The organism is Halomonas sp. HP20-15 (assembly GCF_033446685.1).
GTDB lineage: Bacteria > Pseudomonadota > Gammaproteobacteria > Pseudomonadales > Halomonadaceae > Modicisalibacter.
This window is the reverse complement of sequence record NZ_JAWQLY010000007.1, coordinates 65,645-92,078: the sequence shown is the minus strand read 5'-3', so window position 1 is coordinate 92,078 and position 26,434 is coordinate 65,645. Positions and strand designations below refer to the sequence as shown.

Genomic DNA, 26,434 nt, shown 5'->3' with positions numbered 1-26,434 from the left:
AGCCGATGCGCATACTAGTGCATAACGACGACGCCACCACCTGGCGCGACGCACTGGCCCAACGTCTGCCCCACGCCGAGGTGATCACCAGCGAGGAGGCCGGCGATCGCCAAGCGGAGGATTTCCAGGCGGACTATCTGGCGGTATGGAAGCCGCCCACCGAACTGCTCCAGGGCCAGACCCGGCTCAAGGGCATCGTCAATCTCGGCGCCGGCGTCGATGCGCTGCTCAAAAACCCCGGGCTGCCGCGCGACGTGCCGATCGTCAAGCTGCGCGACGCCGGCATGGCCCCGCTGATGGCCGATTACGTGCGCTTCGGCGTGCTGTATTTTCAGCGCGACTTCGACCGTTACTTCGCCCAGCAGAGGCACGCCGTGTGGCACGAATCGCCGCTCGCCGACAAGGCCGACTGGCCGGTCGGGGTGCTCGGCCTGGGCGCCATCGGCGCGCATGTCGCCCAGGCCCTGGCCGAGGACGGCTTCCCGGTGCATGGCTGGAGCCGTTCGCCGAAGAGCCTCGGCGGCGTCATCTGCCATCACGGCGACGAGGGTCTGGATGAGTTGCTCGGCACGGTGCGTACCCTCGTCACGCTGCTGCCGGATACCGCGAGCACGCGCGGCATCGTCAATGCCCGCACGCTGGCGCGGATGACCGACGGCGCCAGTCTTATCAATCCCGGTCGCGGCACGCTGATCGACGAGGAGGCATTGCTCGCCGCGCTCGGCCCCGGCGACAAGGAAGGCCGGCTGCGTGGCGCCGTGCTCGACGCCTTCAGCGAGGAACCGCTGCCCCGCGACAACCCGCTGTGGAGCCATCCGCGGGTGCGCATCACCCCGCACATGGCCGCGCCGACCCCGGTGCGTGACGCCGCCGACCAGGTCGCCGCGCTGATCACGGCGCTCGACAACGGCGAGGACGTCGAGACCATCGATCCCGGCGCCGGCTATTGATGCTCCACTAATGCGCCATTGAGTTGGCTTCGCGCGGCCCGGGAGAGGCCGCCGATATGCTAAGGTGCTTGCACCGTCAACGCCCCAGCAAGTCCGCCCGGAACACGCCATCATGAACGACAGCCTAACCGTGACGCAGCAATCGCGCGCGACGTCCGCCCCGAGCGACGTCGCGCCGGCGATCGTCAGCGTTCGCAACCTGACCAAGACCTACGCCTCCGGCTACCAGGCGCTGAAGCCGATCGACCTGGAGATCCGCCGCGGCGAGATCTTCGCCCTGCTCGGCCCCAACGGCGCCGGCAAGACCACCCTGATCAGCATCATCTGCGGGCTGGTCAACCCCAGCGGCGGCACCGTGCTGGCCGACGGCCACGACATCGTCCGCGACTATCGCGCGGCACGCGAACGCATCGGCCTGGTGCCCCAGGAGCTGACGTCGGACGCCTTCGAGAGCGTCTGGAACACGGTCAGCTTCAGCCGCGGCCTGTTCGGCAAGCCCGCCGACCCGGCGCATGTCGAGCGCGTGCTCAAGGACCTGGCGCTGTGGGACAAGCGCGACAACAAGCTGATCACGCTGTCCGGGGGCATGAAGCGCCGGGTACTGATCGCCAAGGCGCTGTCCCACGAGCCGCAGATCCTGTTCCTCGACGAGCCCACCGCGGGGGTCGACGTCGAACTGCGCCGCGACATGTGGAACGTGGTGCGACGCCTGCGCGAGGCCGGCGTGACCATCATCCTCACCACCCACTATATCGAGGAAGCCGAGGAGATGGCCGATCGCATCGGCGTGATCAACAAGGGCGAGATCATCCTGGTGCGCGAGAAGCGCGAACTGATGCGCCAACTGGGCCGCAAGCAGATGACCCTGCAACTCCAGCAGCCTCTCGCGGCGATTCCGCCCGCGCTCGCCGACTATCCGCTGGAACTCGCCGACGACGGCTTCGAGCTGACCTACAGCTATGACTCCCAGCAGGAACAGACCGGTATCACCGGCTTGCTCAACGCGGTCAACGCGGCGGGCATCGAGGTCAAGGACCTGCAAACCCGGCAGAGCTCGCTGGAAGATATCTTCGTCAACCTGGTCAAGGAGCGCCAATGAACCTCACCGCGGTCCGCGCCATCTATCGCTTCGAGATGGCCCGCGCACGACGCACGCTGCTGCAGAGCATCGTCTCGCCGGTGCTGTCGACATCGCTGTACTTCGTGGTCTTCGGTGGCGCGATCGGCTCGCGCATCAGCGAGATCCAGGGCGTCAGCTACGGTGCGTTCATCGTGCCCGGACTGATCATGCTGATGCTGCTGACCCAGAGCGTGTCCAACGCCTCGTTCGCGATCTTCTTTCCCAAGTTTTCGGGGACTATCTACGAGCTGCTCTCGGCACCCATCTCGCACTTCGAGATCGTGCTCGGCTACGTCGGGGCCGCGGCCACCAAGTCGGTCATTCTGGGGCTGCTGATCCTGGCCACGGCCAGCCTGTTCGTGCCGCTGCAGATTCAGCATCCGATATGGATGCTGCTGTTTCTGGTGCTGACCGCGATGACCTTCAGCCTGCTGGGTTTCATCATCGGCATCTGGGCGGACAATTTCGAGAAGCTGCAGCTGGTACCGCTGCTGGTGATCACGCCGCTGACTTTCCTTGGCGGCACCTTCTACTCCATCGACATGCTGCCCTCTATCTGGCAGACGCTGACCCTGGCCAATCCGGTGGTCTATCTGGTCAGCGGCTTTCGCTGGAGCTTCTTCGGCATCAACGACGTCAGCCTGGCGGCCAGCCTGGGCATGATCCTGCTGTTCCTGGGGCTGTGCCTGGCCATTGTGGCGTGGATCTTCCGGACCGGCTATCGCATCCGCCCCTGAGCCTTCCCGCTGGCCGCCGTCATCCCAACTCAGCTCAGCAGTTCGTTGAACTGCCTTAGCCATTCGGGATGCGCCGGCCAGGCCGGTGCGGTGACCAGCTTGCCGCAAGTCACCGCCTGATCGACGGCGATATCGGCGAAGTTACCCCCGGCGAGGCGCACTTCCGGCGCGCAGGCGGGATAGGCCGAGACCTTGCGTCCTTCCAGCGACACCGCGGCGGCCAGGATCTGCGCGCCATGGCAGATCGCCGCCACCGGCTTGTCGGCCTCCATGAAGTGGCGCACCAGTTCGAGCACCCGCTCGTTGAGACGCAGGTATTCCGGCGCCCGGCCGCCGGGCACCACCAGCGCATCGTAGTCGGCGGGGTCGGTCTCGCCGAACGTCGCGTTGAGGGTGAAGTGATGGCCGGGTTTCTCGCTGTAGGTCTGGTCACCCTCGAAATCGTGAATCGCGGTCTTGATGCTGTCGCCCTCGCGCTTCTCGGGGCAGATGGCATCGACGCGGTGGCCCATCGCCTGCAGGGCCTGGAACGGCACCATGATCTCGTAGTCCTCGACGAAATCACCGGCGATCAGCAGAATCCTGGCCATGGCTGCGCTCTCCTGTCTTGCCTGTCATGGTGGTTGGGGCAAGGCCGCTGCGGCGATGCGCGACGTCAAGCCGCCACTGCCCCTCGGTAAGTCTTCTGTTGCGTTTATGAAGATAGTGACTCCGGGGCGAGTGCGCACGAAGGCATGCGCGGCCTGCGGAACGCAACGCCGCGTTCGTCGGTCACATCCCTCGTGTCTCTCTTCGGTGCTTACCGGTCGATCACCTGAAAAAGGATTCCCATGCCCGACTCGAAGCGCCATCGTCACTGCCCACCGATCGCCCCGTGGCAGGGCCTGCTGATCGTGGTCTGGATGAGCCTGGCGCCATTCGCCACAGCGGCCGGGCTGGCCAAGCCGGTGGCGTTCGAGGCGCGTTACCGGCTGACACTCGATGGCTGGCCGGACATGACCATCGATCATCGTCTGTCCCGCCAGGGCGAGCATTGGCAGAGCCGCATGCAGGCCGAGATTTCGATCGCCAGCGCTCGCGAAACCAGCCGTTTTCGGATGGTCGACGACGGTGTCGAGGCACTGCTCTATACCAGCCGCTATCGCCTGATGGGCTTCGGCGAGCAATTCCGCCTCGACGCCGACCAGCTCGCCAGGCTGCCCGATCGCCAGACGGCCTTGTTCAGTCTGGCACGCCGGGCGCCCGCTGCCGAGTGCCGCGGCAAGGCCGCCACGCCCTGCACGATTCGCTATCGCGATCACCAAGGCGAGGAGAAGACCCTCGACTATCGGGTGCTCGAGCTCGATCGTCACGCCACGCCGGCGGGCCGCTTCCCCGCCGTCACCCTCGAGGCCTGGTCGCCTGACAAGCCCGAGCGGCGCCTGACGCTGATCTTCCACCGCGACGTGCCGGGGCTGCTGCTGGGCATGAGCTACCGCCGCGATGGCGAGCGGCGTAGCCATTTGAGCCTGGCACGCGTTTCCATCGCAGACGATCAGCCGCGCTGATGGGGCATCAGCGATTGTCACCGCTGCCACGCCCCTGCCCACCGACGGCTCTGGTAAGCTAGCCGGCTTGATTGCGCGGCCAAGCGAGCCGCGTGCCAACCGACAAGGAAATGGGCATGGTTTCGGGGCTGCTGATCATCCTGCTACCGCTGATCCTCGGCTATCTGGTGCCGGTGCGCCATGCCGGGCTGCAGGCGGCGATCAACCACGGCGTCAACGGCTCGATCTATGTGATCCTGGCGCTGATGGGCGTGAGCCTGACCGGGCTCGACGACCTTGCCGGCCAGCTCGGCCGCATGGGCGGCCAGGCAGCGACGCTGCTCGCGGTGATCGCACCGATCAACCTGCTCGCGCTGTACGTGCTGTCGCGCCGCAGCCGGCTGCGCGCCGGCACTTCGCCGGTGGTCAAGGACGCCCCGACCAGCAAGCTCGCCGCGATGCGCGGGTCGCTGATGCTGGCCGGCGTGGTGGCGCTCGGCATCGTCGCGGGCATCGCCTGCGACCGGCTGGGCTGGACGACGGCACCGGCGCTCGCCGAACGGCTCGCCGAGTGGGTGCTCTACGCGCTGCTCGCGCTGATCGGCTGCCAGCTACGCAACTCCGGCATGCCGCTCAAGCAGATCTTGCTCAATCGTCACGGCCTGGCGATCGCCGTCACGGTCGCCGTCAGCTCGCTCGCCGCCGGGCTGCTCGCCGCGCCGCTGCTGGCACTGCCCTGGAACGAGGGGCTGGCGCTGGCCTCGGGGTTCGGCTGGTATTCGCTGTCGGGCATTCTGGTCGGTGACCGGCTGGGGCCGGTACTCGGCGGGGTGGCGTTCTTCAACGACCTGGCCCGCGAGCTGATCGCCTTTCTGCTGATCCCGCTGGTGATCCGGCGCTGGGCGCCGATGGCCATCGGCTTCGGCGGGGCGACGTCGATGGATTTCACGCTGCCGGTGATCCAGCAGCACGGTGGGGTCGCCTGTGTGCCGATCGCCGTGGTCAGCGGCTTCATCCTGTCGCTGCTGTCGCCGCCGCTGACGCTGTTCTTCCTGTCGCTGTAACCCAGCAGGCTGTCACAATCGTATTGTGGCCCGGTCAGTTTGCACCGGGCTTGCACATTTCTTGACGACTGCCTGCCTTGCGCGCGGCGATGATACGCTCTCACCGATCCGACACGAGCTCACCATGGCGCATCGCGCGACATCTTCTTGCCCCGCTTATCGTCCTGCTGCCCGCGCCCACCGCGTGGCGCGTGCATACGCGCGAGCAAACCAGAGCGGGCGTATCGCCCTGGCCCCGCTGGTCGCCATGGCGGTGATCGCGCTGGGCCTTGCGATCGGCTACTGGCTGCTCAGCCATCAACCCCACGTCGAGCGCCGCCCCGCGGCCAGCCAGCCACCACCCAGCGTCGAGCTGGCCCGCGTCCAGCGCGGCCCCGTCGCGCCGCAGATCACCGGCTACGGCCGGGCGATCGCCGCCCGCGAGACCCAGGTCGCCACCCGGGTCGGCGGGCGGCTCGAAGCGTTCGCCGAGGGCGTCGAGCCGGGCCGGGTGGTCGAGTCCGGCGCGCTGCTCGCCACCCTTGACGCCGACGACTACCGGCTCGCCGTGCGCAGCGCCGAGGCCGCGCTGGCCCAGGCCCAGGCCGACCTGGCCGTCGAGCGCGGCGAGCAGATCCAGGCACAGAACGACTATCAGGCGTTCGGCCGCCAGCTGTCCTCCGAGCGGCGCGCGCTGGTGTTACGCGAACCGCAGCTCAAGGCGGCCCAGGCCGCGGTGGACAGCGCCCAGGTGGCGCTCGAGTCGGCCCAGCTCGAGCTGGCGCGTACCCGGATCGAGGCGCCCTATCGCGGCATGATCGAGGAGCGCCTGGTCGGCCCGGGCGGTTCGGTGGCGGCCAATACCGCGCTGCTCAGCCTGGTCGACGTGTCGCATTTCTGGCTGCGCGTGTCGCTGTCCAACGAGGCGCTGGGCTGGCTCGATAGTGGCACTGGCGACACCGCCGGCAGCGCGGTGACGCTGACCAGCGACGCCTGGCCGCCCGGCGCCAGCCGCCGGGGCCGGGTGTATTCGGTGTTGCCGAGCCTCGAGGAAAACGGCCTGATGGCGCAGTTGCTGGTACGTGTCGACGACCCGCTGGCGCTCGAAGGCCCGGGCCCGGCGCTGCGACTCGGCGATGTGGTCGCCGCCTCGTTCGACGCTACTCCGCGCGACGACCTGCTCGCGCTGCCCAATGCCGCGCTGCGCGACGGCGATCAGGTATGGACGCTGGATGACGAGGAGCGGCTGCAGATCCTCGACGTGGACGTCGTGCATCGCGGCGAACATCAGGTGCTGATCGCCGCCGACGCTGCGCTCGCAGACGCCGGCCGGGTCATCGTCAGCGCGCTGGCCCAGCCCCGTGAAGGCATGGCGCTGAGCGTCGTCGAAACCGACAACGCAGACTCGGATCTTGCCAACCAGGCCGCGCACGAGCCGGAAGCCGGAGCGGGCTCATGACGCGCCGCGGCCCGATCGCCTGGATGGTCCAGCACGGCGTGGCGCCCAATCTGCTGATGGTGGTGCTGTTGCTGGGCGGGCTGATGGCCAGCCTGCAGATCAAGAAGGAAGTGTTCCCCGACTTCACCCTGGAATCGGTCTCGGTGAGCGTCGTCTATGCCGGCGCCACCCCCGAAGAGATCGAGCAGAGCCTGCTGCTGGCCATCGAGTCGGAACTGGCCGACATCGAGGGCATCGACGAGATCACCGCCACCGCCAGCGAGGGCAGCGGCAGCGTGGTCGCCGAGCTGATCGGCGGTGTCGACACCATGCGCGTCTACCAGGAGATCCAACAGGCGGTGGACAGCATTCGCACCTTTCCCGACCAGGCCGAGGCGCCGACCTTCAGCATCAGCGGGCATTCGCGCGGGGTGCTCGACCTGCAACTGCATGGCCACGTCGATGCCCTGACCCTCCAAGAAACCGCCGAGAATCTGCGCACCGAACTGCTCACCTCGACGGCGGTGAGCAAGGTCGAACTGGCCGGCAGCCGCGATCGCGAAATCCAGGTACTGCTCGACGAGCAGGCCATGCGCCGCTACGGCCTGACCCACGCCGCGCTGGCCACGCTGGTCGGCGACGAAGCCATCGATCTTGCCGGCGGCAGCCTGGATACCCGCGACAGCGAGTGGCTGGTGCGTTACCAGGGGCGTCGCGAGCGGGCCGCCGAGTTCGCTCGACTGCCGATAATCGCCACCGCCGACGGCGGCGTGCTGCGCCTGGGCGATATCGCCGAGGTTCGCGAAGGGCTCGCCGAAAGCGACAGCGAAGTCGAATACAACGGCGAACCCGGCCTCTCGCTGGAGATCTACCAGGTCGGCGACCAGACGCCGCTGGGGCTGTCGGAGATCGTGCGCGGCGAACTCGAACGGCTGCGCGCCGAGCTGCCCCAGGGCGTCGAACTGACGCTCGGCTGGGACAGCTCCGAGGTCTACCGCGAGCGCCTCGACCTGCTGCTCAAGAACGCCTGGATGGGCCTGGCGCTGGTGCTGGTGCTGATGGCGCTGTTCCTCGAGGCGCGCCTGGCGTTCTGGGTCACGCTGGGCATCCCCACGGCGTTTCTCGGCGCGCTGCTGTTCCTGCCCGGGCTCGGCGTGTCGCTGAACATGATGTCGATGTTCGCCTTCATCATCGCCCTGGGGATCGTCGTCGACGATGCGATCATGGTCGGCGAGAACATCTACGCCTATCGCGAGCAGGGCCATTCGGTGCGCGAGGCGGCGGTACGCGGCGCCCGCGAGATCGCCGTGCCGGTCAGCTTCGCGGTGCTCTCCAACATCGTCGCCTTCCTGCCGCTGATGTTCCTGCCGGGTTTTCTGGGCATGATCATGAGCGTAGTTCCCCTGGTGGTGGTCACGGTGTTCGCGGTTTCGTGGCTGGAGGCGCTGTTCATCCTACCCGCCCACCTCGCCCATAGCCGCGAACGGCGCACGCTGCCCGCCTGGCAGCGCCCGCTGGAGCGGCTGCGGCTCTACATGCAGGGGCGCCTGGCGGATTTCACCCAGCGGCGTTTCGAGCCGTTCCTGCAGCGCACCCTCGACCAGCGCCTGCTGACCGTAGCGCTGGGCGTGGCGATTCTCTGCGTGGCGTTGGCCTACGCCATGAGCGGACGGCTGGGCTTCTCGCTGATGCCGCGGGTCGAATCCGACCGTGTCGAGGCCAACGTCACGCTGCCCGCCGGCAGCCCGATCGCCGCCGACCGCGCGGTTCGCGATGCGCTGCTCGCAAGCGCCTCTTCGCTCGCCGCACGCGACGACGGCCCGCGTTTCGAGAGCACCCGTGCGCGCCAGAACGGCGACAGCCTCGAGGTGCGCCTGGAGATCGCCGCCGAGAGTCTCGCCGAATGGCCGCCGTCGCGACTGGCCCGCGCCTGGCGCGAAGCCAGCGGAGCGTTGCCCGGCGCACAGGCGATCCGCTTCGCCAGCGACGCCGGCGGCCCGGGTAGCGGTGCGGCGCTGACGTTGCGGTTGTCGCATTCCGACAGTGCCACCCTGCAGGCCGCGGCGGCCGAGTTGGCGGCTACGCTCGGCGACTATCAAGGCGTTACCGACGTCGACAGCGGCATCAGTAACGGCAAGCCGCAGCTCTCGCTCGCCGTCTCGCCCGAAGGGCGCGCATTGGGGCTGACCGGCAGCGATCTGGCGAGCCAGCTGCGCGGCCCCTTACAGGGCGCCACCGCTCTCAAGCAGCAGCGCGGGCGCGGCGAGATCAGCGTCGAGGTGCGCCTGCCGCCCGGGCAGCGCGACAGCCTGAGCGAGCTCGAATGGCTGTCGATCCTCACCCCCGACGGCGGCCGGGCACCGCTTTCACGGGTCGCCAACATCGAACACGGCCGCGCCTCGGCCTCGCTGACCCGCATCGACGGCCGCCGGGTGATCGACGTCAGCGCCGACGTCAGCGACGGCGCGCCGGTCAATACAATCCTCGCCACGCTGCAGGACGAGACGTTTCCTGCATTGAGGAATCGCTTTCCCGGTCTCGAGATAGGCCTCGGCGGGCGCCAGGAAGAAACCGCCGACAACCTGGCGGCGCTCAAGACCGCGATGTGGGCGACCCTCGCCGCGCTCTACGTGCTGCTGGCGATCCCGTTTCGCAGCTACATCCAGCCGCTGCTGGTGATGGCGGCGATCCCGTTCGGCATCATCGGTGCGGTGGCCGGGCACGTAGTGATGGGCTTCGGGCTGTCGATCATCAGCCTGCTGGGCATGCTGGCGCTGTCGGGGGTAGTGATCAACGATGCGCTGGTGCTGATCGACTATGCCAACCGTCGGCGCCGCGAGGGCATGGGCGCGCGCGAGGCGATCGTCGCCGCCGCCACGCGCCGCCTGCGGCCGATCATGATGACCACCCTGACCACCTTCCTGGGGCTGGCGCCGATGATCTTCGAGACTTCGCGCCAGGCACGCTTCATCGTGCCGATGGCGGTCTCGCTGGGTTTCGGCATCCTGTTCGCCACGCTGATCTTGCTGGTGCTGGTACCCTGCCTGTACCTGATGATCGAGAACCTGCGCGAGCGCCTCGCCGGAGCGCCGGCCGCTCTAGAGTCCCTGAACGAACAGAACCCATGAACGAGCAGAGTCAATGAACGAGCCGCAAGCATGAACAAGCGCCTGACCCCTTCCATCTCGCCACTGGGGCTCAAGCTGTTCGCCACTATCCTGCTAGTCAACGTGGCGATCTGCGGGCTGATCTTCCTGTTCGTCTCGCGCAGTCTCGACCAGGGTTTCATCGATTATCTCGAGCGCACCCAGGCCAACCGGGCGGCGGCCCTCGCCGAGGCGCTCGGCGACGAGTGGGCGAGTCGCGGCGACTGGCAATGGCTGCGCGACGATCCACACGCCTGGTTCCGACTGGTGCGCCATCAGCTATGGCCCGGCGCACAGCAGCCGCCGTCGGCGATCCAGCGCGAACTGGGCAACCCCCGCGACTTCATCGTCCGCGATGCCAACGGCGAGACGTTGATCGGCCCACCGCCGCATCGCGGCGACGCAGGCCCCGCCCCGTTGAAGGGCCCTCTCAGGCGCGTGGCGATCGTCAGCGACGGGCAGCAGGTCGGCGAGCTCAGCTATCGCCCGCCGCGCGAATTGATGGCCCGCATGGACCGGATCTTCCTCGAGCGTCAGCAGCGCAACCTGTCGATCATCGTCGGCTCGCTGGCCCTGGCCTCGCTGCTGCTCGCCGGCGGGCTTTCCTGGTGGTTGGGGCGTCGCACCCGCGGCATGGCACTGGCCACCCGGCGGCTGACCGAAGGCGACTACAGCGTGCGCCTGGCCGAGCGCGGCCGCGACGAACTCTCCCGGCTGGCCCACGACTTCAACTTGCTCGCCGAAACGCTCGAGGCCAACCGCCGCTCGCGCCAGCGCTGGGTGGCCGACATCGCCCACGAGCTGCGCACCCCGCTGGCGGTACTGCGTGGCGAGATCGAGGCGCTGCAGGACGGCATCCGCCACGCCGATGCCGATAGCCTGAACTCGCTGGCCCAGGAGGTCGGCCAGCTCGAGCGGCTGGTCAGCGATCTGCGCTTGCTCGCCCAGAGCGACGCCGGCGTGCTCGAGGCCAACCTGGTACCGCTGGATATCGCCGAGAGCCTGCGCGCCCGGCTCGAGGACGCCCGCGGCTGGCTCGACGATGCAGGTATCACGCTGGAGGTCTCGCTCTCCGGGCCGGCCCCGGTCCTCGGCGATCCGCAGCGGCTTCACCAGCTATGGAACAATCTACTGGCCAACACCCGCGCCTATACCGACGCCCCCGGACGCTTGAGCGTGACCCTGCAGCACGATGCTCAACGGGTTACGATCGACTGGGAGGACAGCTCGCCCGGCGTCGACGAGCAGGCATTGCCGCGGCTCACCGAGCGCCTGTACCGTGTCGAGGCCTCGCGCAACCGGCGCAGCGGCGGCAGCGGCCTGGGGCTGTCGATCGCCGCAGCGCTGGTCAAGGCCCACGGCGGCGAACTAGCGCCGTCGGCCTCGCCGCTGGGCGGGTTGCGCTGGACCTTGAGCCTGCCGTTGGCCAGTGCGTCCGCGTTACGAGCAAGCTTCCAAGGAGAAAGCCGGTGAACGAACGCATCCTGATCGTCGAGGACGAGCCCAAGATCGCGCGGCTGGTCGCCGACTATCTGACCGGTAGCGGCTTCGAAAGCCACCACATCGAGCATGGCGATGCGGTGCTGCCCTGGCTGGACAAGGCCGACCCAATGCCGGCGTTGGTGCTGCTCGATCTGATGCTGCCGGGCACCGACGGCCTGACGCTGTGCAGGGAAATTCGCCAGCGCTGGCCACGGCTGCCGGTGATCATGCTCACCGCGCGGGTCGAGGAGGTCGATCGCCTGCTGGGGCTCGAGCTCGGCGCCGACGACTATATCTGCAAGCCCTTCAGCCCCCGCGAGGTGGTCGCCCGAGTCAGGGCCGTGCTGCGCCGGGCCCAGGCCGCCGCCGGAGAGCACCCGGCGGCCACGCGGGACGCCCTTCCCCTCGAGCTCGACGCCGCCGGTTGGCGAGCCCTGGCCGACGGCCGCGACCTGGGCCTGACCGCGGTGGAGTTCCAACTGCTCAAGGTGATGATGCAGGCGCCGGGGCAGATCTTCTCGCGCGATCAGTTGATGGATCACATGTATCGCGACCATCGCATCGTCTCCGAGCGCACGGTCGACAGCCACGTCAAGAAGCTGCGCCGCAAGATCGCCGAGGTGTGGCCCGAGCGCGAGATCATCCGCTCGGTTTACAGCGTGGGCTACAAATACCAACCCGAAGAATGAGCGTCGAACAACGCTTTCGCTTGCGCAATCCTTACGTATTGCCTGCGCGCTGGTTGCGCAACACCACGCGAAACTGACAGCGTCCACACAAGGAGACGCTGTCATGTTTAAGACCCGATTCGCCGCTTCGCTATTCACCGCCCCTCTGGTCGCCGCGCTGCTCGCCGGCGGCACGATTTCCCTGGCCCAGGCAGCTCCCGGCGCGCATGAAGGTCATGCTCCTCAAGGCCCGAATCCACGCGTCGAAGCGCTGTTCGACAGTTGGCAACTCGACGATGACACCCGCCAGGCCTTTGCCGATGAACAACGCGACTATCGCGAGCAGATCCATAGCCTGCGCGAGGAGCATCGCCAACGCCTCGGTAAATTTCTCGACGAGCAACAGCTCGATGCCCTGCACGCTATGATGTCGCCGCATCGGCCAATGATGATGCACTCAGCCATACGAGGCGGGCCTGGCAATCATCATCAGCATGAGCGAATGGCGCAAGACAAGCCCGGCGAACTGTTCAGCGCGCTGTTCAAGAGCTGGGGACTCAGCGACGCCGAGCAGGCCAAGCTCGACGATGCCCGCCAGCAGTTCTTCAGCCAGGCTCGCGAACTGCGCAATCAACAATTCGACAGTCGTGAAGCGAAGCGCGACGCCTGGCAGGCCCTGCGCGACGCACATCGTCAGGCCCTCGACGAGGTGCTCAGCGACGATCAGCTAGCGGTGCTCGAACAACTGCGTCCCTCACGCCATTACGCTCACGGGCCTGATGCCGACGACGCCTGATCTCGCCGACACCCACCCCGTGTCATTCGCGTCCAACGAGATCGCCCCGCTCAAGCGGGGCGATTTCGTATGGATACGACGGTGTCGCTGCATCGGGGCTTTCTCAACGCACGTCGAGTTGCTTCACCCGTAGCGCGTAGTTGTTGGCGACATCGTTGGGATTGCCGTAATTCTGGCCAGATACCCATACGGTATAACTGCCCGGCTGAAGTACCGTCTCGATATCGATATCGCCCGCAAAGCGCGAGCCCTTCTCGCTGGCAACGACATTGCCATCGCTATCGAGGATGCGCGCTTCGATACGATACGTGCCTTCGTAACCGCTCATGGTCGATGTGGAAACAGCAACCGTCCCCGCTTGTCGGACATCGAAACTCAACGCCTTGCCCTTATAGCGCATATCGACATCGGTGACGACCTCCTTGAAGCCCTCGGCAGGGGTGTCTTCAGCGAAGGCCTGATTGGCACTAGCTTGGCTGGCGCTACCCGCGGCGGTCGTATCCGAGGTGGGGGTTGAATCGCCCGTCGTATCGGCCGCTACGCCGGCGTTGCTCGTCGTCGATGAGGCCTGCGATACCGGCGCGGCGAGTGCCGCCGTGGCATCCGGCGAGCGCACGAAGGCCGTCGTCGGGCCTTCGGCCTCGCGGTCATAGCCGATGCCACTGGGTTCCTCGATACCACTTTCACCCGCACTGAGCCGGTTACCGCGCTCATCCAGGCCGGCGACGCTAATCGTGTAACGATTACCCTTCAGCTTGGTGTCGCCGAATTCTCGGGCGTTGACTCTGAGCACGTAATCGCCGGGTTCCAACTCCTGTGACATATGCAGACCACCCTCGTCGGACCCCAATGCTTCGCTTTCGGCTACGACATTGCCCCGATCATCCAGCAATTGCGCCTCGATGCGATAGCGGGTTGACATCCCCGCGCGGGACGAACTTTCGATCAGATAACGACCGGCTTTTTCGACGGTGAACTTGTGCTCGTTCCAGCCACCGAAGTTGAAGCTTTGGCTTCTTGCATCGCTGCGACTCGAAAAGAATTTCGTCACATCGATGGTCGACCCCTGATAGTTGGGCGGCATATCGGCCTGGGCGGCCGGCAAAGCGGCATAGAGCCCGAAACCGAGCAGAACGGGAGCCAGAAACCGATGATTCATAGCGTAGTGTCCTATCCATACGAAAGATCAGGGAAGAAAGAGCCGAATTGGGCAGCCGCCAACGAGTTTGCACCGCCCGCCCCTGCACATCAACCCGGCAAAAAGAAAGCCGGCCCACAAGGGGCCGGCTTCGGTTTAGGCTTTCTTACGACCGAGAAGGTCTTAGAAAGTGAAGGCCAGACCGGTAGCGACGAAATCGCCTTCGTCATCTTGCTCGTCGTACATGGTGCCTTCAACAAAGTAAGTCACCGCCGACGTCAGACTATAATCGGCGCCCAGCATGACCTGATTCAGAGATTCACTGTCGTTATCGCCAAGATCTTGATCGACATACTGGTAAGTCGCGTAGAGGTTACCCATGCCGTAAGCGTAGTTGGCCTTGACCGCATACATATTGGCGTTATCGACATTAGTCAGCGCCTCAGTATCGTCGGTACCGTCGTAACGCTCGTACTTGGCGGACAGGGTCCAGGCAGCCATGGCGTACTGAGCGGACAGACCGTAGGCATCACCGGCGTCGTAGTCGCCATTGCCGGCAACAGTACCGTCATAAGTACCCAGGTTGTCATAGACAGCGGCCAGGTCCAACGCACCCACGGTGTACTTCACGCCACCGAAGAAAGATGCAGTGCTGTCGCTCTCAACGCGGTTGTCAGTCTCGGCATCGCCCTTATACTGGGTGCCCACGGCGAACTGCAGACCACCGAAAGAGGGTGACTTGTAGGTCAGCTGATCGCCTTCGCGATCGTTGTTGTCACCAGCCAGATACGACGCGGAATTATAGACACCGGCGTACCAGGAACCGTCGACCGGATCCTTGACCCAGTCGTCAATCAGGGTGTCGTAAGAACCCAGCTTGACGTCACCGAAATTGCCTTTCATACCAGCGTAGGCGGTGTCGCCGCTACCATAAGGAGTAGACTTGAGCTCGTCACCCGCGAAACCGTCAAGTTCCAGCTTCAGATAGGCGATCAGGCCCGGGTTGACCTGATGCTCGGCGGCAACACCCAGAGTGGTGCCGTTGTCGAAAATGTCATCAACGGAGCCGTCACCAGTGTCGACAGAGCGATAACCCAACTGAACGTTACCGTACAGGTCGACCTGCGTACCGTCCTGGTTGTAGACAGTGGCAGCCTGGGCGGCGGAGGCGCACATGGCACCGGCAATAGCAGTCGCTAAGAGCGTCTTTTTCATCGCGATAGTTCCTTAACTAGCTTACTGTTCGATCGTTGTTTAGATGCAACTGGCTTGCCAGGCACGCCTCTGAAATTCTTTTGTGAAGCGCTCTTGCCTTAGCGAAGCCTTGTTATTATCCAATGCTCGCAGGGGAACCTTATACTGGGGTTTGGCGGAACGCAACAAGAAAAAACACTGTTTTCAATCTCGCCACATCGAACCGCCTACCGATCACGATCCCCTGCACACTGCCGATACCGAACATGCCGGCACCGCGTCACGCAATGACCCTAGCGCCGTTCTATGACCGCCAAGTGACAAATGCGAACGCTGTTCATGATGACAGCCGTTCGACTGATTGCAAGACGCCTAATAAAGGAAGTATTCGGCGCTTTCCAACGGCTGGTTAACGTAAGCCGGCCACTCGGTGGCCATCAATGCTTGCCATGCTTGGCCAACAGGTCGCCCAGTTTGCGATCAAGTCGGGCGCTCTGATTCTGACGCTCCTCTCGCTTAAGCGTCTTGTCTCGCTTGCGCTGCTGAGCCTGCAACGCCTCCAGCTTCTTGTGTGCGTGACGCGCTTCGCCGGGCGTGACGGCACCGGCCGGCTGGCCAGCCAGATCGACGCGCTCGGCACCGGCGCGAACGGCCTTGAGATAGCGCGGAAGATTGACGTAACAGGCCAGCGCGCGGCGCACCAGCTTATCGGACCAGGGCTCGTTGGCAACCAGATCCTCATGGATACCGATCTTCAGCGGTCGCGTATGCCCTTTGAAGAAGGTATCGGTGTAGCGCCGGTACCATTCATCGAGCAGCGCCTGCGGGGATGGCGCCTCGCCGATCGCTAGCCGACTCTGGGAACCTGGTTCCTCGACAAGCGCATCAGAGGATCCTCGCTCGGCCTCGGTAACGGGTTCGGGTGTCGGTGCAGGCGACATCACTCGGCGCGGCAATGGGTAGCCACGTTCGACATGGCTCGCCTGGACGGGTGATTCAGTAGCGTCGGATGTTTCGGCAGGCTCGGCTCGCTTCGCCAGCGAATGGCGAAGTTGCTGGTTCTCGCTCTCCAGGCGGGCTAGTCGTTGCCGAAGGCTGACGACCTCCTGTCGCTCACGGCGGACATGCTGCTCCAGGGAATCGAATAGCGCGGCTACGCGTTGCGTCGTCAAGGGCAACCTCCATTGCTTTCGTTTAGCTAGCGTCAGCGTTTAGCCAGCTTCAGCCTGCGCCGGAAATTCAGCCATTATTGTTATCGTTCGATCGTGTCGCCATGCCCCCACGGCAAGAAGGCGGACGCCGATCCATGTCGTCCTCAGCGGCGATGATAAACGACGAAATCATAAGCGGGACGGCCCTGCTGGCCGCTTTCCTCGCCCGGCACGCGCTGCGCTTCATGCCAGAGCATCCCGTCGATGGCCGGAAAGCGTGCATCGCCATCGATCTCGACGGCGACCTCGGTCAGGTAGAGCCGCGAGGCCCGCGGCATTGCCTGAGCGTAGACCTCGCCGCCGCCCATGACCATGACCTCCTCGACACCGTCGATGATCGCCTGATGGTCGGCCAATGCCAAGGCCTCGTCCAGATCGTGGCAGATGCGCACGCCCTCGGCCTCGAAACCGGCATCACGGGTGATGACGATGTTCAATCGACCAGGCAGCGCGCGACCGATCGAGGCGAACGTCTTGCGCCCCATCACCAAGGGCTTGCCCTGGGTCATGCGCTTGAAGAACTTGAGGTCTTCGGGCAGGTACCAGGGCAATTGGTTGTCGACACCGATCACGCCATTGCGCGACACCGCGGCGATCATCGCCACCGGCACCAGCGATTCTTCCGGAGTCGCTTCGCTCATACCGCCACCTGTGCCTTGATATGTGGATGCGGGTCGTAGCCTTCGATGGCGATGTCCTCGAAACGAAACGCGAACAGGTCGTCGATCTCGGGGTTGAGGACCAGCTTCGGCCGCGCGCGCGGCGTACGCGTGAGCTGCAGCTCGGCCTGCTCGATATGGTTGAGGTAGAGGTGAGCATCACCGAGGGTATGGACGAATTCGCCGGGCGCCAGATCGCAGACCTGAGCGATCATCTGCGTCAACAGCGCATAGCTTGCGATATTGAACGGCACCCCCAGGAAAACGTCGGCGCTGCGCTGATAGAGCTGGCAGGACAGCCGACCCTCGGCGACATAGAACTGGAACAGCGCATGGCACGGCGGCAACGCCATCTCGTCGACCAGCGCCGGGTTCCAGGCGCTGACGATCAGTCGTCGCGAATCGGGGTTGTTGCGAATCTGCTCGACGACCTTGGCGATCTGGTCGACATGGCCACCATCGGGGCGCGGCCAGCTACGCCACTGATAGCCATAGACCGGGCCCAGGTCGCCGTTGTCATCGGCCCATTCGTCCCAGATACGCACGCCATTGTCGCGCAGATAGGCGATATTGGTATCGCCGCGCAAAAACCACAGCAGCTCATGGATGATCGAGCGCAGATGCAGCTTCTTGGTCGTCACCAGGGGGAAGCCGTCAGCCAGGTCGAAGCGCATCTGGTGACCGAAGACGCTCTGCGTGCCGACGCCGGTGCGGTCGGCTTTCTTGACGCCGGTATCGAGCACCCGGCGCATCAATTCAAGGTAGGGCTGCATAACTCGCCTATCGCAGAATCAGGATGTCGCTTCGCGCGTCTCGACCTTGCCACCGTCCACCGGCTGGCTCCTCGACCAGATCATCAAAACCAGGCCGGCCAGGATCATTGGCAGGGACAGCAGCATGCCCATGGTCAACCAGCCAAAGGCGATGAAGCCGAGTTGCGGGTCGGGCAGACGGACGAACTCGACCGCGAAACGGAAGATGCCGTAAAGCACCAGGAATAGACCGGAAATCATACCGCGACGACGCGGTCTAAGCGACACCGTCCATAGGATGGCGAACAGTACCACACCCTCGAGGGCGAACTCATAGAGTGCCGAGGGATGGCGCGGTTGGCTGCCCCCCGGATAGACCATCGCCCAGGGTAGATCGCTGACGCGCCCCGGCAATTCGGCGTTGATGAAGTTGCCGATACGCCCCGCGCCCAGGCCGATAGGCACTAGCGGGGCAATGAAATCGGTCATCTGGAAGAAGGTCAGGCGGTGCTTGCGGGCAAACAGCAGAGCCGCGATCAACACGCCGATCAGGCCGCCATGAAAACTCATGCCGCCGTCCCAGACCTGAAACAGCCATAATGGATCGGCCAGCAGGCGATCGAAGCCGTAGAACAGCGCGTAACCGATGCGGCCGCCCAGCACCACACCCAGCGCGCCGTAAAACAGCATGTCACCGATGTCGTCGGGCTTCAGTCCCAGGCGCGCCGCCCGCAACCGCCCCAGCCACCAGGCGCCGATGAATCCGACCACGTACATCAGGCCATACCAGTGGACTTTCAGCGGTCCCAACGCGATGGCCACCGGATCGATCTGCGGGTAGTCGAGCATGTCGTTTCCTAGCAAGAAGATGAATCAAGATACGGTCGAGGGAGCGACCACGCCGGGAAGCCAGCGTTGTATCACGTCGACCAGCGCCTGAGGGCGATAGGGTTTGGCCAGATAGTCGTCCATGCCGGCAGCAAAGAAGCGCGCACGATCGGTCGCGCTGGTATTGGCGGTCAGCGCCACCATCACGCTGCGCCCGCCCTGGGCACTTTCCCGCTGACGCCAACGGCGCGTGGTCTCGATACCATCCAGCGAGGGCATGTAGATATCCATGAAGACCAGCGCGTAGCTGTGCTCCATCGCCAACTCGAGAGCCTCTTCACCGCTGCGCGCGGTATCGACCAGCAAGCCTTGATCGGTCAACACCCGCCGCGCCAGGGCGGTATTGACCGGACCATCGTCGACGATCAACACCCGTTTGCCCGAGGCGCCGCTATTCACGCGTCCGGTTTGACTCGACGCTTCGTCGGTTTCGGCGACGCGCTCGAGCAACGAGATGAGCCCCGCGAGACGCTCAGCCAGTGGCGAAGCGCTCGCAGCGTCAGCAGACACTCCCGCTACGTCGAGGCTCTCGAGTTCGCGACGAATCTGGCCAAGATAGCGTGACTTGAGCTTCGACTCCTGTCGTGCGCGATCGCGCTCCTGCCTGAGATGATAAAGCTGATGATGCGACTCGCTGTCGTCGTGCAGTATCCCCAACGCCTGGCCCTGCGCGGCCTGGCGACGATCGAGGCGGAACGCATGGCGCGCCCCGTGGGCGTCGCTGAGTACGGCGTAATCGGCGGACTCGCCAAGAAAGGGCTCGCTGGCATCCAGCGCATCGATCGGCAGATCCTGCAAGTCACGGCGCGAACGGCCAAGGTGCTGAACCAGTCGATCGTTGACCGTCACCAGCCGATTGCCGCCAGCCAGAAAGGCGGCTTGCGGCAAGGACTCGAGCAGGTCTTCGATACGACTCTCGGCTTGGCGCTGTGGCAGGCTCTCCTCCAGCACCTTTATCACCGCATCGAGGTCGAGCGGCATATGCTCGGGTACATCGGAGGCACGGACCAGTTGGCTGAGGCGGACCGCGGCCTGAAAGCGCTCGAGACGCCGGCGCTGGCGGGCACTGCGCCAGCCCAGCAGGGCGAAGATCAGGCCGCCTGACAGCCAGACCATCACTAGCGCATCGCGAATACCGGCGCTGAAGCGTTCGCCAAGCAGCACCGCCACCAGCAGGCAGGTAAAAGTCAGACAGGCCTCGAGGCCCCATAGCCACGCCGACAGCCGCGGCGACCCACCGCTCGGCATGGCAGGTCGGGCTGCCCGTTTACCTTCGGAGATGTCTTGCATCCCTACCCCTGTCATCGACAATGGCCAGAGTGTACGCTCAGCGCCTATAGCCTGTCATGCCGCCGCTACGCACTCGCCCTAGAGAAAAGTCATGTGTCTGATCGCTTTCGACTGGCGCCCCGGTAGCGCCACCCCCTTGCGCCTTGCCGCCAATCGCGACGAGCGCCATGACCGCCCTGCTGCCCCATTGGCAAGGTGGCGCGATTGTGCCGAGATTCTCGGCGGTCGCGATCTCGAGGCCGGCGGCAGCTGGCTGGCCGCCCACGCCGCCGGACGCGTGGCCGCGATCACCAACGTCCGCGCCCCCGGTTTCAAGGCCAATGCAAGCGGGCCGAGCCGCGGCCACCTGGTTCATCAGGCGCTGATCTGCGCCGATCTTGGCGCCTGGCTTAAATGGCTTGCGAACCAAGCGGCGCAGGCTTATGCCGGCTTCAACCTGCTGGCGTGCGACGGGGAGACGCTTTGGCATCTTCATCACGGCCCCTACGGTACCCGGCTGTCGCAGGTGGCGCCCGGTTTGCATGGCCTTTCCAATGCCAGCCTCGATTCGCCTTGGCCCAAGCTTGTCCAGGCCCGCCAGCGCCTGGCCGGGTTACTCGACGATCCCGGCCGCCCCTTTCTGAGCGACGCCTGGGAACTATTGGGCGATACACGACAAGCCGACGATGAAAACCTCCCCGACACTGGCGTGGGACTGGCGCTAGAGCGCCAGCTCTCGGCCGCGTTCATCCTCGGTCAAAACTACGGCACACGCGCCAGTACATTGCTCGAATGGCGGGCGCACGGCGAGATCGTCATCGTCGAGCGGCGCTTCGAACCCGGCGGCGTCACGGCCGGGCAACAGCGCTGCCACCTGTCAGTACCGCCCCAGTCGACGACCCGCCGAGTATAAGACCGTAGGCTCGACACATTGGTTGCCCGATAACGTATCGAGCAGCGACCGGGAAGGCGCTAAGCGTCATCGCGCGGCGGCAGCAGATGCGTCAACTGCCATTCGGCGAAACGCGCTTGCAGGTGGGCACGCACCGCGGCCGGCGTTGTGAGGCGCAGGGTTTCTTCGACCAGCGCCCGGGCCGCACTCATCGGCACGCGCCGAATCGCCGCACGCACCCGCGGCAGGCTCGGCGCATTCATCGACAGTGCATCGAAGCCCATCCCGGTAAGCAGCAACGCGCCACAAGGGTCGCCGGCCAGCTCGCCACACACCGAGGTCGGCATGCCCAGCCGATGGCTCTCCTCCGCGAGCCGGGTCAACGCCGACAGCACGGCCGGATGGCAGGCGTCGTAAAGGCTGGCCACGCGCGGATTGTTTCGATCCACCGCCAGCAGGTACTGGGTCAGGTCGTTGCTGCCCACCGAAAAGAAATCCAGCCGCTGGGACAACGCCTCGAGCTGATAGAGCGTTGCCGGCACCTCGATCATCACTCCCACCTGGGGACGCTCGATCTTGGCGCCCTCTTCCCCGATCTCGTCGTTGAGCTCGGCCAGCGCCCGATCGAGCAGACGCAACGCGGCGTCGACTTCATCGACGTTGGTGATCATCGGCAGCATGATGCGCAGGTTGTCGAGTCCAACCGAGGCGCGCAACATCGCCCGGAGCTGAACCATCAACACCTCTGGATGATCGAGGGTAACGCGAATCCCGCGCCAGCCGAGGAACGGGTTGGCCTCATGAATCGGGAAGTAAGGCAGATCCTTGTCGCCGCCGATATCCAGCGTGCGCATGACCACCGGCAATGGCGCGAAGCCCTCCAACTGCTCGCGATAGAGCTTGGTCTGCTCGTGCTCGCCGGGAAAGCGCTCGGTGATCATGAACGGCACTTCGGTGCGGTACAGCCCGACCCCGGCGATGCGTGGCTTGAGCACCGCCACCGCGTCCACCGCCAGGCCGGTATTGACCATCAGCGGCACGCTGTAGCCGTCCGGCGTTTCACTGGGCAGGTGCTGTTCATGCTCGAGCACTTCGGCGAGCGCCAGCTCCTCATCGATCAGCTTCTGGTAACGGTGGGACAGTTCCTCATCGGGGCGCACCAGCAAGCGCCCGCGGTGACCGTCGAGGATCACCGAGGCGCCGTTCAGGCGGGTCAGCGGCAGATCGACCATGCCCAGCACGGTGGGAATGCCCATCGCCCGGGCCAGGATCGCCACATGAGAGGTGCTCGACCCCTTCAGCGAGACCAGCCCCGCCAGGCGTTCGCGGGGCACCTCACCGAGCATCGCCACGCTGAGCTCGTCGCCGATCACCACGCAGCGTTCGGGGAAGGTATCGAAGCCCTCGCCGGTTTCCTGCTGCAGATGCGCCAGCACGCGGCGTCCCAGGTCGCGGATGTCCGCGGCCCGCTCACGCAGGTAATCGTCGTCGACGCGCTCCAGGTACTGGACGTGACGGCGCACCACGTCGGCCAGCGCACCGGGCGCCCACTGGCCCTCGCGGATGCGTTTCTCGACCTCCTGGCCCAGCGCGGCATCGGCCAGCATCTGCTCGTAGACGTCGAACAGCGCCAGCTCCTGGCTGGAAATGCGACTGGCGAGTCGCTCCCCGGCGCGCCGGATCTCGTGGCGCACCCGCTCGATCGCCTCGCTCAAGCGGCGGATCTCGAATTCGATGTCGGTGGGTACCAGGTCGGGCACATTGTCCAGGTCGGCCGGCGGCGCAATGACCACCGCCTTGCCGATCACCATGCCCGGCGAGGCGGCGATGCCCTTGAAGGTCGCCATGCCGTCGGCCCTGGTCGGTCGTGTCAGGGCGCCGGTGGCCAGAGCATGCGCCAGCACGCCGGCGAGCTGCGCTGCCATGGTCACCAGAAAGGCTTCATCGCCCTCGTCGTAGCGACGTTTCTCCTGCTGCTGGACGACCAGCACCCCCAGCGCACGGCGCTGATGGATGACCGGCACCCCGAGGAAGCTCGAGAAGCGCTCTTCGCCGGTTTCCTCGAAATAGCGGAAGTACGGATGCGCCGGGGCATCCTCGAGATTCAGCGGTTCCTCGCGCTGCCCGACGAGGCCGACCAGGCCTTCGCCGAGGCGCATCGAGACGTGACCCACGGCCTGGGTATTCAGGCCGATGGTATCCATCAGCACCAGGCGATCCTGGGCGGCATCGAACAGATAGATGGAGCACACATCGGTGTGCATGGCCTTGCGAATGCGTCGGACCATGGTGGCCAACGCGGCCTCAAGACTGCGTGCTCCATTGACCTCTTGGACGATGCGTCTTAGTACATCGAGCATGGGCGTTCTTCTTGTAGTCGAAGGATCGGGAGCACTGCGGATTCAACCCTCGCCCAGGGCGAGTCGCTGGACCCGGGGCGCCAGCTCCCGCAGGGCACGGCGGTAAACCTCCCGCTTAAAGGGCACGACCTGGCCCAACGGATACCAATAACTGACCCATCGCCAGCCGTCGAATTCCGGCTTGGCCGTGGTATCCATGCAGATACGGCTGTCCTGGCAGCGGATCTTGAGCAGGAACCACTTCTGTTTCTGGCCGATGCAAATCGGCCGCGATTGCGTGCGTATCATGCGCCGGGGCAGGCGATAGCGCAGCCACCCTCGGGTACAGGCCAGCACTTCGACGTCGTCGGGGGTGAGGCCGATCTCCTCCTCCAATTCCCGATAGAGCGCCTGTTGCGGTGACTCGTAACCCTTGATGCCTCCTTGAGGAAACTGCCATGCATTCTGCCCAACCCGACGCGCCCAAAGCAGCTGGCCCTCAAGGTTGGTAATGATGATACCAACATTAGGGCGGAAGCCGTCAGCGTCGATCACGGGCTTCACCTTATGAATCCAATATTGGATTCATTCTTCCACAAACGCTGAAAGCGCATCAATACACAGCCGGAAACCCGCGGCGGTGGGCAAGCGCCGGTCGTTCTGCAATAATCGCCGCCGCCTTTGAAACCATCGGCTACGCCCATCACCGATTTGAGGAGAGTGCTCTTGAGCCTGGCCATCTTCGATCTCGACAACACCCTGCTGGGCATCGACAGCGACCATGCCTGGGGCGAGTTCCTGGTCGAACAGGGAGCCGTTGACCCGGTCAGCTATCGCGAGGCCAACCAGCGTTTTCTCATGGCCTACCAGGACGGCACGCTGGATATACATGCCTACCTGGCCATGGCCCTCAAACCGCTCGCCGAGAACAGCCCCGAACAGCTCGCCGCCTGGCATCAACAGTTCATGGCCAGCAAGATCGAGCCGCACATTCTGCCCAAGGGTGAGGAATTGCTGGCCCGTCATCGCGAACGCGGCGACACCTTGCTGATCATCACCGCGACCAACCGCTTCATTACCGGGCCGATCGCCAAGCGCCTGGGTGTCGACGAGCTGATCGCCGTCGATGCGGAAATCCTCGAAGGACGCTACACCGGTCGCGTAGCGGGCACGCCCAGCTTCCGCGAGGGCAAGATCGAGCGCCTCGATGAGTGGCTGGCAAGCCGCGAAGTCAGTCTCGACGACGCCTGGTTCTACAGCGACTCGCACAACGATCTGCCGCTGCTCGAGAAAGTCGATCATCCCGTTGCCGTGGACCCCGACGCTACCCTCGACAGTATCGCCCGGGAGCGGAACTGGCGAATCATAAGCCTGCGATAGCAAAAAATAACATGCCATCGATGCTGCATTGCGGCATCAAGGACTATCTCAAGAAGCCACTCAACCCATTGATTGAGTGGCTTTTTTTCGTATTCATGAAAACAAATGTTTTCCTTATGGGAAAACCAAGAGGCATAAGCTAAAGCTTGTGGTTGGCTCGTTTTTTCTATACCGCCAGGTATAATGGGCTTATTTGAATCAGCCCAGAGGGTGACAACCAACCATGCAAGAGGCCGTTGACGTCGTACTCGTAGGTGGCGGAGTCATGAGCGCCACGCTCGCAACACTTCTACACGAACTGGAACCCACGGCGCGCATCGAAATCGTCGAACGCCTGGATTCCATCGCCAGCGAAAGCTCGTTTGCCTGGAACAATGCCGGCACGGGTCACGCTGGCCTGTGCGAACTCAACTACACGCCCCCCAGCGCCGATGGCTCGATCGACATCGACAAGGCCATCCATATCAACACCATGTTCGAGGAGTCCAAGCAGTTGTGGAGTTCGCTGGTCGCACATGGCAACCTCGGCGATCCCGCCAACTTCCTCTCGCCGGTGCCCCACCTGAGCTTCGTACGCGGCGAGGACAACGTGAAATTCCTGCGCTCCCGCCACGAAGCCATGAGCAATCATCACTGCTTCGAGTCGATGCAGTATTCGCAGGACCCCGCGACCATCGCCAACTGGGCCCCGCTGCTGATGGACGGACGTCAGGCCGGCGAACCGGTCGCCGCGACCCGCGTCGAAAGCGGGACGGACGTCAATTTCGGCGCCCTGACGAATCAACTGTTCGCTCGCCTGAGCGAACAGGACAGCGACCGAGTCAATATTCGCACCGGGCAGAAGATCAAGGATCTCGAGCGCAACGCCGACGGCAGCTGGAACCTGAAGATCGAGACCAGCGACGGCGGGCAGCGCGAATTGCGCTCGCGCTTCGTCTTTCTCGGCGCGGGCGGTGCCTCGCTGCGCCTGCTGCAGAAAAGCGAGATCCCCGAAGCCAAGGGCTATGCCGGCTTCCCCGTCAGCGGGCAATGGCTGCGCTGCGACAAGCCCGAGGTCGTTTCGCAACACCAGGCCAAGGTGTACAGCAATGCCGCCGTCGGGGCGCCGCCCATGTCGGTGCCGCATCTCGACACCCGCAATGTCGACGGCAAGCCTTCCCTGCTCTTCGGTCCCTTCGCTGGCTTTACCACCAAGTTCCTTAAGAACGGCTCGGTCTTCGACCTGGTCAAGACCGTGCGCACCTCCAATCTCAACCCGATGCTGTCCGTCGCGCGCAGCAACTTCAGCCTGATGAAATATCTGGTCGATCAGGTCCGCCTTTCTCATGCCCAGCGGGTCGAGGAGTTGCGCGCCTTCTATCCGGACGCCAAGGCCGAGGACTGGAAGCTCGAAGTCGCCGGCCAGCGCGTGCAGATCATCAAGAAGGGTCCCCGGCGAGGAGGCGTGCTGCAGTTCGGCACCGAGATCGTTACCGCGAGCGACGGCTCCCTGGCCGCTTTGCTGGGGGCCTCGCCCGGTGCCTCGACGGCCACATCGATCATGCTCGACCTGATCGAGCGCTGCTTCCCCGAACGCTTCGCCTCCGCACAATGGCAGGCTCGCCTCAAGCAACTGGTTCCGGTCCGCGCCGAGACACTGCAAAAGGATGCGACTCGCCTCAGGGAAGTGCGCCGCGAGACGCACCGAATCCTCAAGCTCGACGCTCTCGAGCCCGCCAATCGACCTTCCGAACCGATGCCGCGCGCTGCCCGCGTGGCCGAGCCGGAGTGCTGCTGACGCGTTGCCGCCGCGTGTGACTTCTCGTA

Annotated in this window: 23 protein-coding genes; 13 read left to right on the top strand and 10 right to left on the bottom strand. The window is 64.8% G+C overall.

The features are described from left to right. Positions 1 to 5 precede the first annotated feature (5 nt). The 3 genes from R6258_RS10910 (at position 6) to R6258_RS10900 (ending at position 2,807) form a co-directional block, all read left to right on the top strand. Complete coding sequence (locus R6258_RS10910) at positions 6 to 950, top strand: glyoxylate/hydroxypyruvate reductase A (protein WP_318450123.1); 945 nt, start codon at positions 6 to 8, stop codon at positions 948 to 950. Between the two features lie 112 nt (positions 951 to 1,062). Beyond that, positions 1,063 to 2,049: an ABC transporter ATP-binding protein gene (locus R6258_RS10905; protein WP_318450121.1), complete on the top strand. Its 987-nt coding sequence runs from the start codon at positions 1,063 to 1,065 to the stop codon at positions 2,047 to 2,049. Beyond that, positions 2,046 to 2,807 carry an ABC transporter permease gene (locus R6258_RS10900; protein ID WP_318450119.1) on the top strand — a complete coding sequence of 254 codons (762 nt, stop codon included), beginning with the start codon at positions 2,046 to 2,048 and terminating at the stop codon, positions 2,805 to 2,807. The genes R6258_RS10905 and R6258_RS10900 overlap by 4 nt, the downstream gene beginning before the upstream one ends. Before the next feature lie 29 nt (positions 2,808 to 2,836). On the opposite strand, the gene R6258_RS10895 is transcribed toward R6258_RS10900, so the two are convergent. Then, the gene (locus tag R6258_RS10895) at positions 2,837 to 3,397 is read right to left on the bottom strand and encodes a DJ-1/PfpI family protein (protein ID WP_318450117.1); all 561 of its coding nucleotides are present in this window, start codon (positions 3,395 to 3,397) and stop codon (positions 2,837 to 2,839) included. A gap of 240 nt (positions 3,398 to 3,637) precedes the next feature. On the opposite strand from R6258_RS10895, the gene R6258_RS10890 reads away from it, so the two are divergent. From R6258_RS10890 to R6258_RS10860, 7 genes are all read left to right on the top strand, one after another. Next, positions 3,638 to 4,354, top strand: a complete 717-nt coding sequence (locus R6258_RS10890) for a hypothetical protein (protein WP_318450115.1) — start codon at positions 3,638 to 3,640, stop codon at positions 4,352 to 4,354. Between the two features lie 116 nt (positions 4,355 to 4,470). Next, positions 4,471 to 5,397, top strand: coding sequence for a lysine exporter LysO family protein (locus tag R6258_RS10885; protein ID WP_318450424.1), 927 nt, complete (start codon positions 4,471 to 4,473; stop codon positions 5,395 to 5,397). 184 nt (positions 5,398 to 5,581) lie between these two features. Next, positions 5,582 to 6,835 (top strand): efflux RND transporter periplasmic adaptor subunit, encoded by a 1,254-nt coding sequence (locus R6258_RS10880; RefSeq protein ID WP_318450113.1) that lies wholly within the window; start codon positions 5,582 to 5,584, stop codon positions 6,833 to 6,835. Continuing rightward, positions 6,832 to 9,942 (top strand): efflux RND transporter permease subunit, encoded by a 3,111-nt coding sequence (locus tag R6258_RS10875; protein ID WP_318450111.1) that lies wholly within the window; start codon positions 6,832 to 6,834, stop codon positions 9,940 to 9,942. The genes R6258_RS10880 and R6258_RS10875 overlap by 4 nt, the downstream gene beginning before the upstream one ends. Before the next feature lie 30 nt (positions 9,943 to 9,972). Next, positions 9,973 to 11,433: an ATP-binding protein gene (locus R6258_RS10870; RefSeq protein WP_318450109.1), complete on the top strand. Its 1,461-nt coding sequence runs from the start codon at positions 9,973 to 9,975 to the stop codon at positions 11,431 to 11,433. Beyond that, on the top strand, positions 11,430 to 12,131 hold the full coding sequence (locus R6258_RS10865) for a response regulator (RefSeq protein WP_318450107.1): 702 nt from the start codon (positions 11,430 to 11,432) through the stop codon (positions 12,129 to 12,131). Before R6258_RS10870 ends, R6258_RS10865 begins: the two co-directional genes overlap by 4 nt. A 103-nt stretch (positions 12,132 to 12,234) precedes the next feature. Beyond that, on the top strand, positions 12,235 to 12,906 hold the full coding sequence (locus tag R6258_RS10860) for a hypothetical protein (RefSeq protein ID WP_318450105.1): 672 nt from the start codon (positions 12,235 to 12,237) through the stop codon (positions 12,904 to 12,906). Between the two features lie 103 nt (positions 12,907 to 13,009). Here R6258_RS10860 and R6258_RS10855 read toward each other — a convergent pair whose 3' ends face one another. From R6258_RS10855 to R6258_RS10825, 7 genes are all read right to left on the bottom strand, one after another. After that, positions 13,010 to 13,990, bottom strand: coding sequence for a hypothetical protein (locus R6258_RS10855; RefSeq protein ID WP_318450103.1), 981 nt, complete (start codon positions 13,988 to 13,990; stop codon positions 13,010 to 13,012). A gap of 237 nt (positions 13,991 to 14,227) precedes the next feature. Beyond that, positions 14,228 to 15,259 carry a porin gene (locus R6258_RS10850; RefSeq protein WP_318450101.1) on the bottom strand — a complete coding sequence of 344 codons (1,032 nt, stop codon included), beginning with the start codon at positions 15,257 to 15,259 and terminating at the stop codon, positions 14,228 to 14,230. Between the two features lie 416 nt (positions 15,260 to 15,675). Continuing rightward, on the bottom strand, positions 15,676 to 16,410 hold the full coding sequence (locus R6258_RS10845) for a ProQ/FINO family protein (protein ID WP_318450099.1): 735 nt from the start codon (positions 16,408 to 16,410) through the stop codon (positions 15,676 to 15,678). Positions 16,411 to 16,553: 143 nt separating this feature from the next. Further along, entirely contained in the window at positions 16,554 to 17,090 is a 537-nt protein-coding gene (locus R6258_RS10840; protein ID WP_318450097.1) for a dihydrofolate reductase, read from the bottom strand. After that, positions 17,087 to 17,881: a thymidylate synthase gene (locus R6258_RS10835; protein WP_318450095.1), complete on the bottom strand. Its 795-nt coding sequence runs from the start codon at positions 17,879 to 17,881 to the stop codon at positions 17,087 to 17,089. Before R6258_RS10835 ends, R6258_RS10840 begins: the two co-directional genes overlap by 4 nt. An 18-nt stretch (positions 17,882 to 17,899) precedes the next feature. Then, on the bottom strand, positions 17,900 to 18,709 hold the full coding sequence (lgt, locus tag R6258_RS10830; RefSeq protein ID WP_318450094.1) for a prolipoprotein diacylglyceryl transferase: 810 nt from the start codon (positions 18,707 to 18,709) through the stop codon (positions 17,900 to 17,902). A 24-nt stretch (positions 18,710 to 18,733) separates the two neighbouring features. After that, the gene (locus tag R6258_RS10825) at positions 18,734 to 20,038 is read right to left on the bottom strand and encodes a response regulator (RefSeq protein WP_318450092.1); all 1,305 of its coding nucleotides are present in this window, start codon (positions 20,036 to 20,038) and stop codon (positions 18,734 to 18,736) included. Between the two features lie 91 nt (positions 20,039 to 20,129). Here R6258_RS10825 and R6258_RS10820 point away from each other — a divergent pair, with 91 nt between their 5' ends. Next, positions 20,130 to 20,930 carry an NRDE family protein gene (locus R6258_RS10820; RefSeq protein ID WP_318450089.1) on the top strand — a complete coding sequence of 267 codons (801 nt, stop codon included), beginning with the start codon at positions 20,130 to 20,132 and terminating at the stop codon, positions 20,928 to 20,930. Between the two features lie 59 nt (positions 20,931 to 20,989). Here R6258_RS10820 and ptsP read toward each other — a convergent pair whose 3' ends face one another. Both ptsP and R6258_RS10810 read right to left on the bottom strand, forming a co-directional pair. Then, positions 20,990 to 23,269, bottom strand: coding sequence for a phosphoenolpyruvate--protein phosphotransferase (gene ptsP / locus R6258_RS10815; protein ID WP_318450087.1), 2,280 nt, complete (start codon positions 23,267 to 23,269; stop codon positions 20,990 to 20,992). Positions 23,270 to 23,311: 42 nt separating this feature from the next. Further along, positions 23,312 to 23,803 (bottom strand): RNA pyrophosphohydrolase, encoded by a 492-nt coding sequence (locus R6258_RS10810; protein WP_318450085.1) that lies wholly within the window; start codon positions 23,801 to 23,803, stop codon positions 23,312 to 23,314. A 171-nt stretch (positions 23,804 to 23,974) separates the two neighbouring features. Here R6258_RS10810 and R6258_RS10805 point away from each other — a divergent pair, with 171 nt between their 5' ends. Beyond that, positions 23,975 to 24,628, top strand: a complete 654-nt coding sequence (locus R6258_RS10805) for an HAD family hydrolase (RefSeq protein ID WP_318450083.1) — start codon at positions 23,975 to 23,977, stop codon at positions 24,626 to 24,628. Between the two features lie 223 nt (positions 24,629 to 24,851). Further along, positions 24,852 to 26,405, top strand: a complete 1,554-nt coding sequence (gene mqo / locus R6258_RS10800) for a malate dehydrogenase (quinone) (RefSeq protein ID WP_318450081.1) — start codon at positions 24,852 to 24,854, stop codon at positions 26,403 to 26,405. Positions 26,406 to 26,434: the final 29 nt, after the last annotated feature.

Excerpts from the sequence above, each read along its gene's own strand:
- lgt (WP_318450094.1), bottom strand. The coding sequence starts at position 18,709 with ATGCTCGACTACCCGCAGATCGATCCGGTGGCCATCGCGTTGGGACCG.
- R6258_RS10820 (WP_318450089.1), top strand. The coding sequence starts at position 20,130 with ATGTGTCTGATCGCTTTCGACTGGCGCCCCGGTAGCGCCACCCCCTTG.
- R6258_RS10855 (WP_318450103.1), bottom strand. The coding sequence starts at position 13,990 with ATGCCGCCCAACTATCAGGGGTCGACCATCGATGTGACGAAATTCTTT.
- R6258_RS10885 (WP_318450424.1), top strand. The coding sequence starts at position 4,471 with ATGGTTTCGGGGCTGCTGATCATCCTGCTACCGCTGATCCTCGGCTAT.
- R6258_RS10870 (WP_318450109.1), top strand. The coding sequence starts at position 9,973 with ATGAACAAGCGCCTGACCCCTTCCATCTCGCCACTGGGGCTCAAGCTG.
- R6258_RS10840 (WP_318450097.1), bottom strand. The coding sequence starts at position 17,090 with ATGAGCGAAGCGACTCCGGAAGAATCGCTGGTGCCGGTGGCGATGATC.
- R6258_RS10860 (WP_318450105.1), top strand. The coding sequence starts at position 12,235 with ATGTTTAAGACCCGATTCGCCGCTTCGCTATTCACCGCCCCTCTGGTC.
- R6258_RS10835 (WP_318450095.1), bottom strand. The coding sequence starts at position 17,881 with ATGCAGCCCTACCTTGAATTGATGCGCCGGGTGCTCGATACCGGCGTC.
- R6258_RS10850 (WP_318450101.1), bottom strand. The coding sequence starts at position 15,259 with ATGAAAAAGACGCTCTTAGCGACTGCTATTGCCGGTGCCATGTGCGCC.
- R6258_RS10825 (WP_318450092.1), bottom strand. The coding sequence starts at position 20,038 with ATGCAAGACATCTCCGAAGGTAAACGGGCAGCCCGACCTGCCATGCCG.
- R6258_RS10895 (WP_318450117.1), bottom strand. The coding sequence starts at position 3,397 with ATGGCCAGGATTCTGCTGATCGCCGGTGATTTCGTCGAGGACTACGAG.
- ptsP (WP_318450087.1), bottom strand. The coding sequence starts at position 23,269 with ATGCTCGATGTACTAAGACGCATCGTCCAAGAGGTCAATGGAGCACGC.
- R6258_RS10875 (WP_318450111.1), top strand. The coding sequence starts at position 6,832 with ATGACGCGCCGCGGCCCGATCGCCTGGATGGTCCAGCACGGCGTGGCG.
- R6258_RS10905 (WP_318450121.1), top strand. The coding sequence starts at position 1,063 with ATGAACGACAGCCTAACCGTGACGCAGCAATCGCGCGCGACGTCCGCC.
- R6258_RS10890 (WP_318450115.1), top strand. The coding sequence starts at position 3,638 with ATGCCCGACTCGAAGCGCCATCGTCACTGCCCACCGATCGCCCCGTGG.
- mqo (WP_318450081.1), top strand. The coding sequence starts at position 24,852 with ATGCAAGAGGCCGTTGACGTCGTACTCGTAGGTGGCGGAGTCATGAGC.
- R6258_RS10900 (WP_318450119.1), top strand. The coding sequence starts at position 2,046 with ATGAACCTCACCGCGGTCCGCGCCATCTATCGCTTCGAGATGGCCCGC.
- R6258_RS10910 (WP_318450123.1), top strand. The coding sequence starts at position 6 with ATGCGCATACTAGTGCATAACGACGACGCCACCACCTGGCGCGACGCA.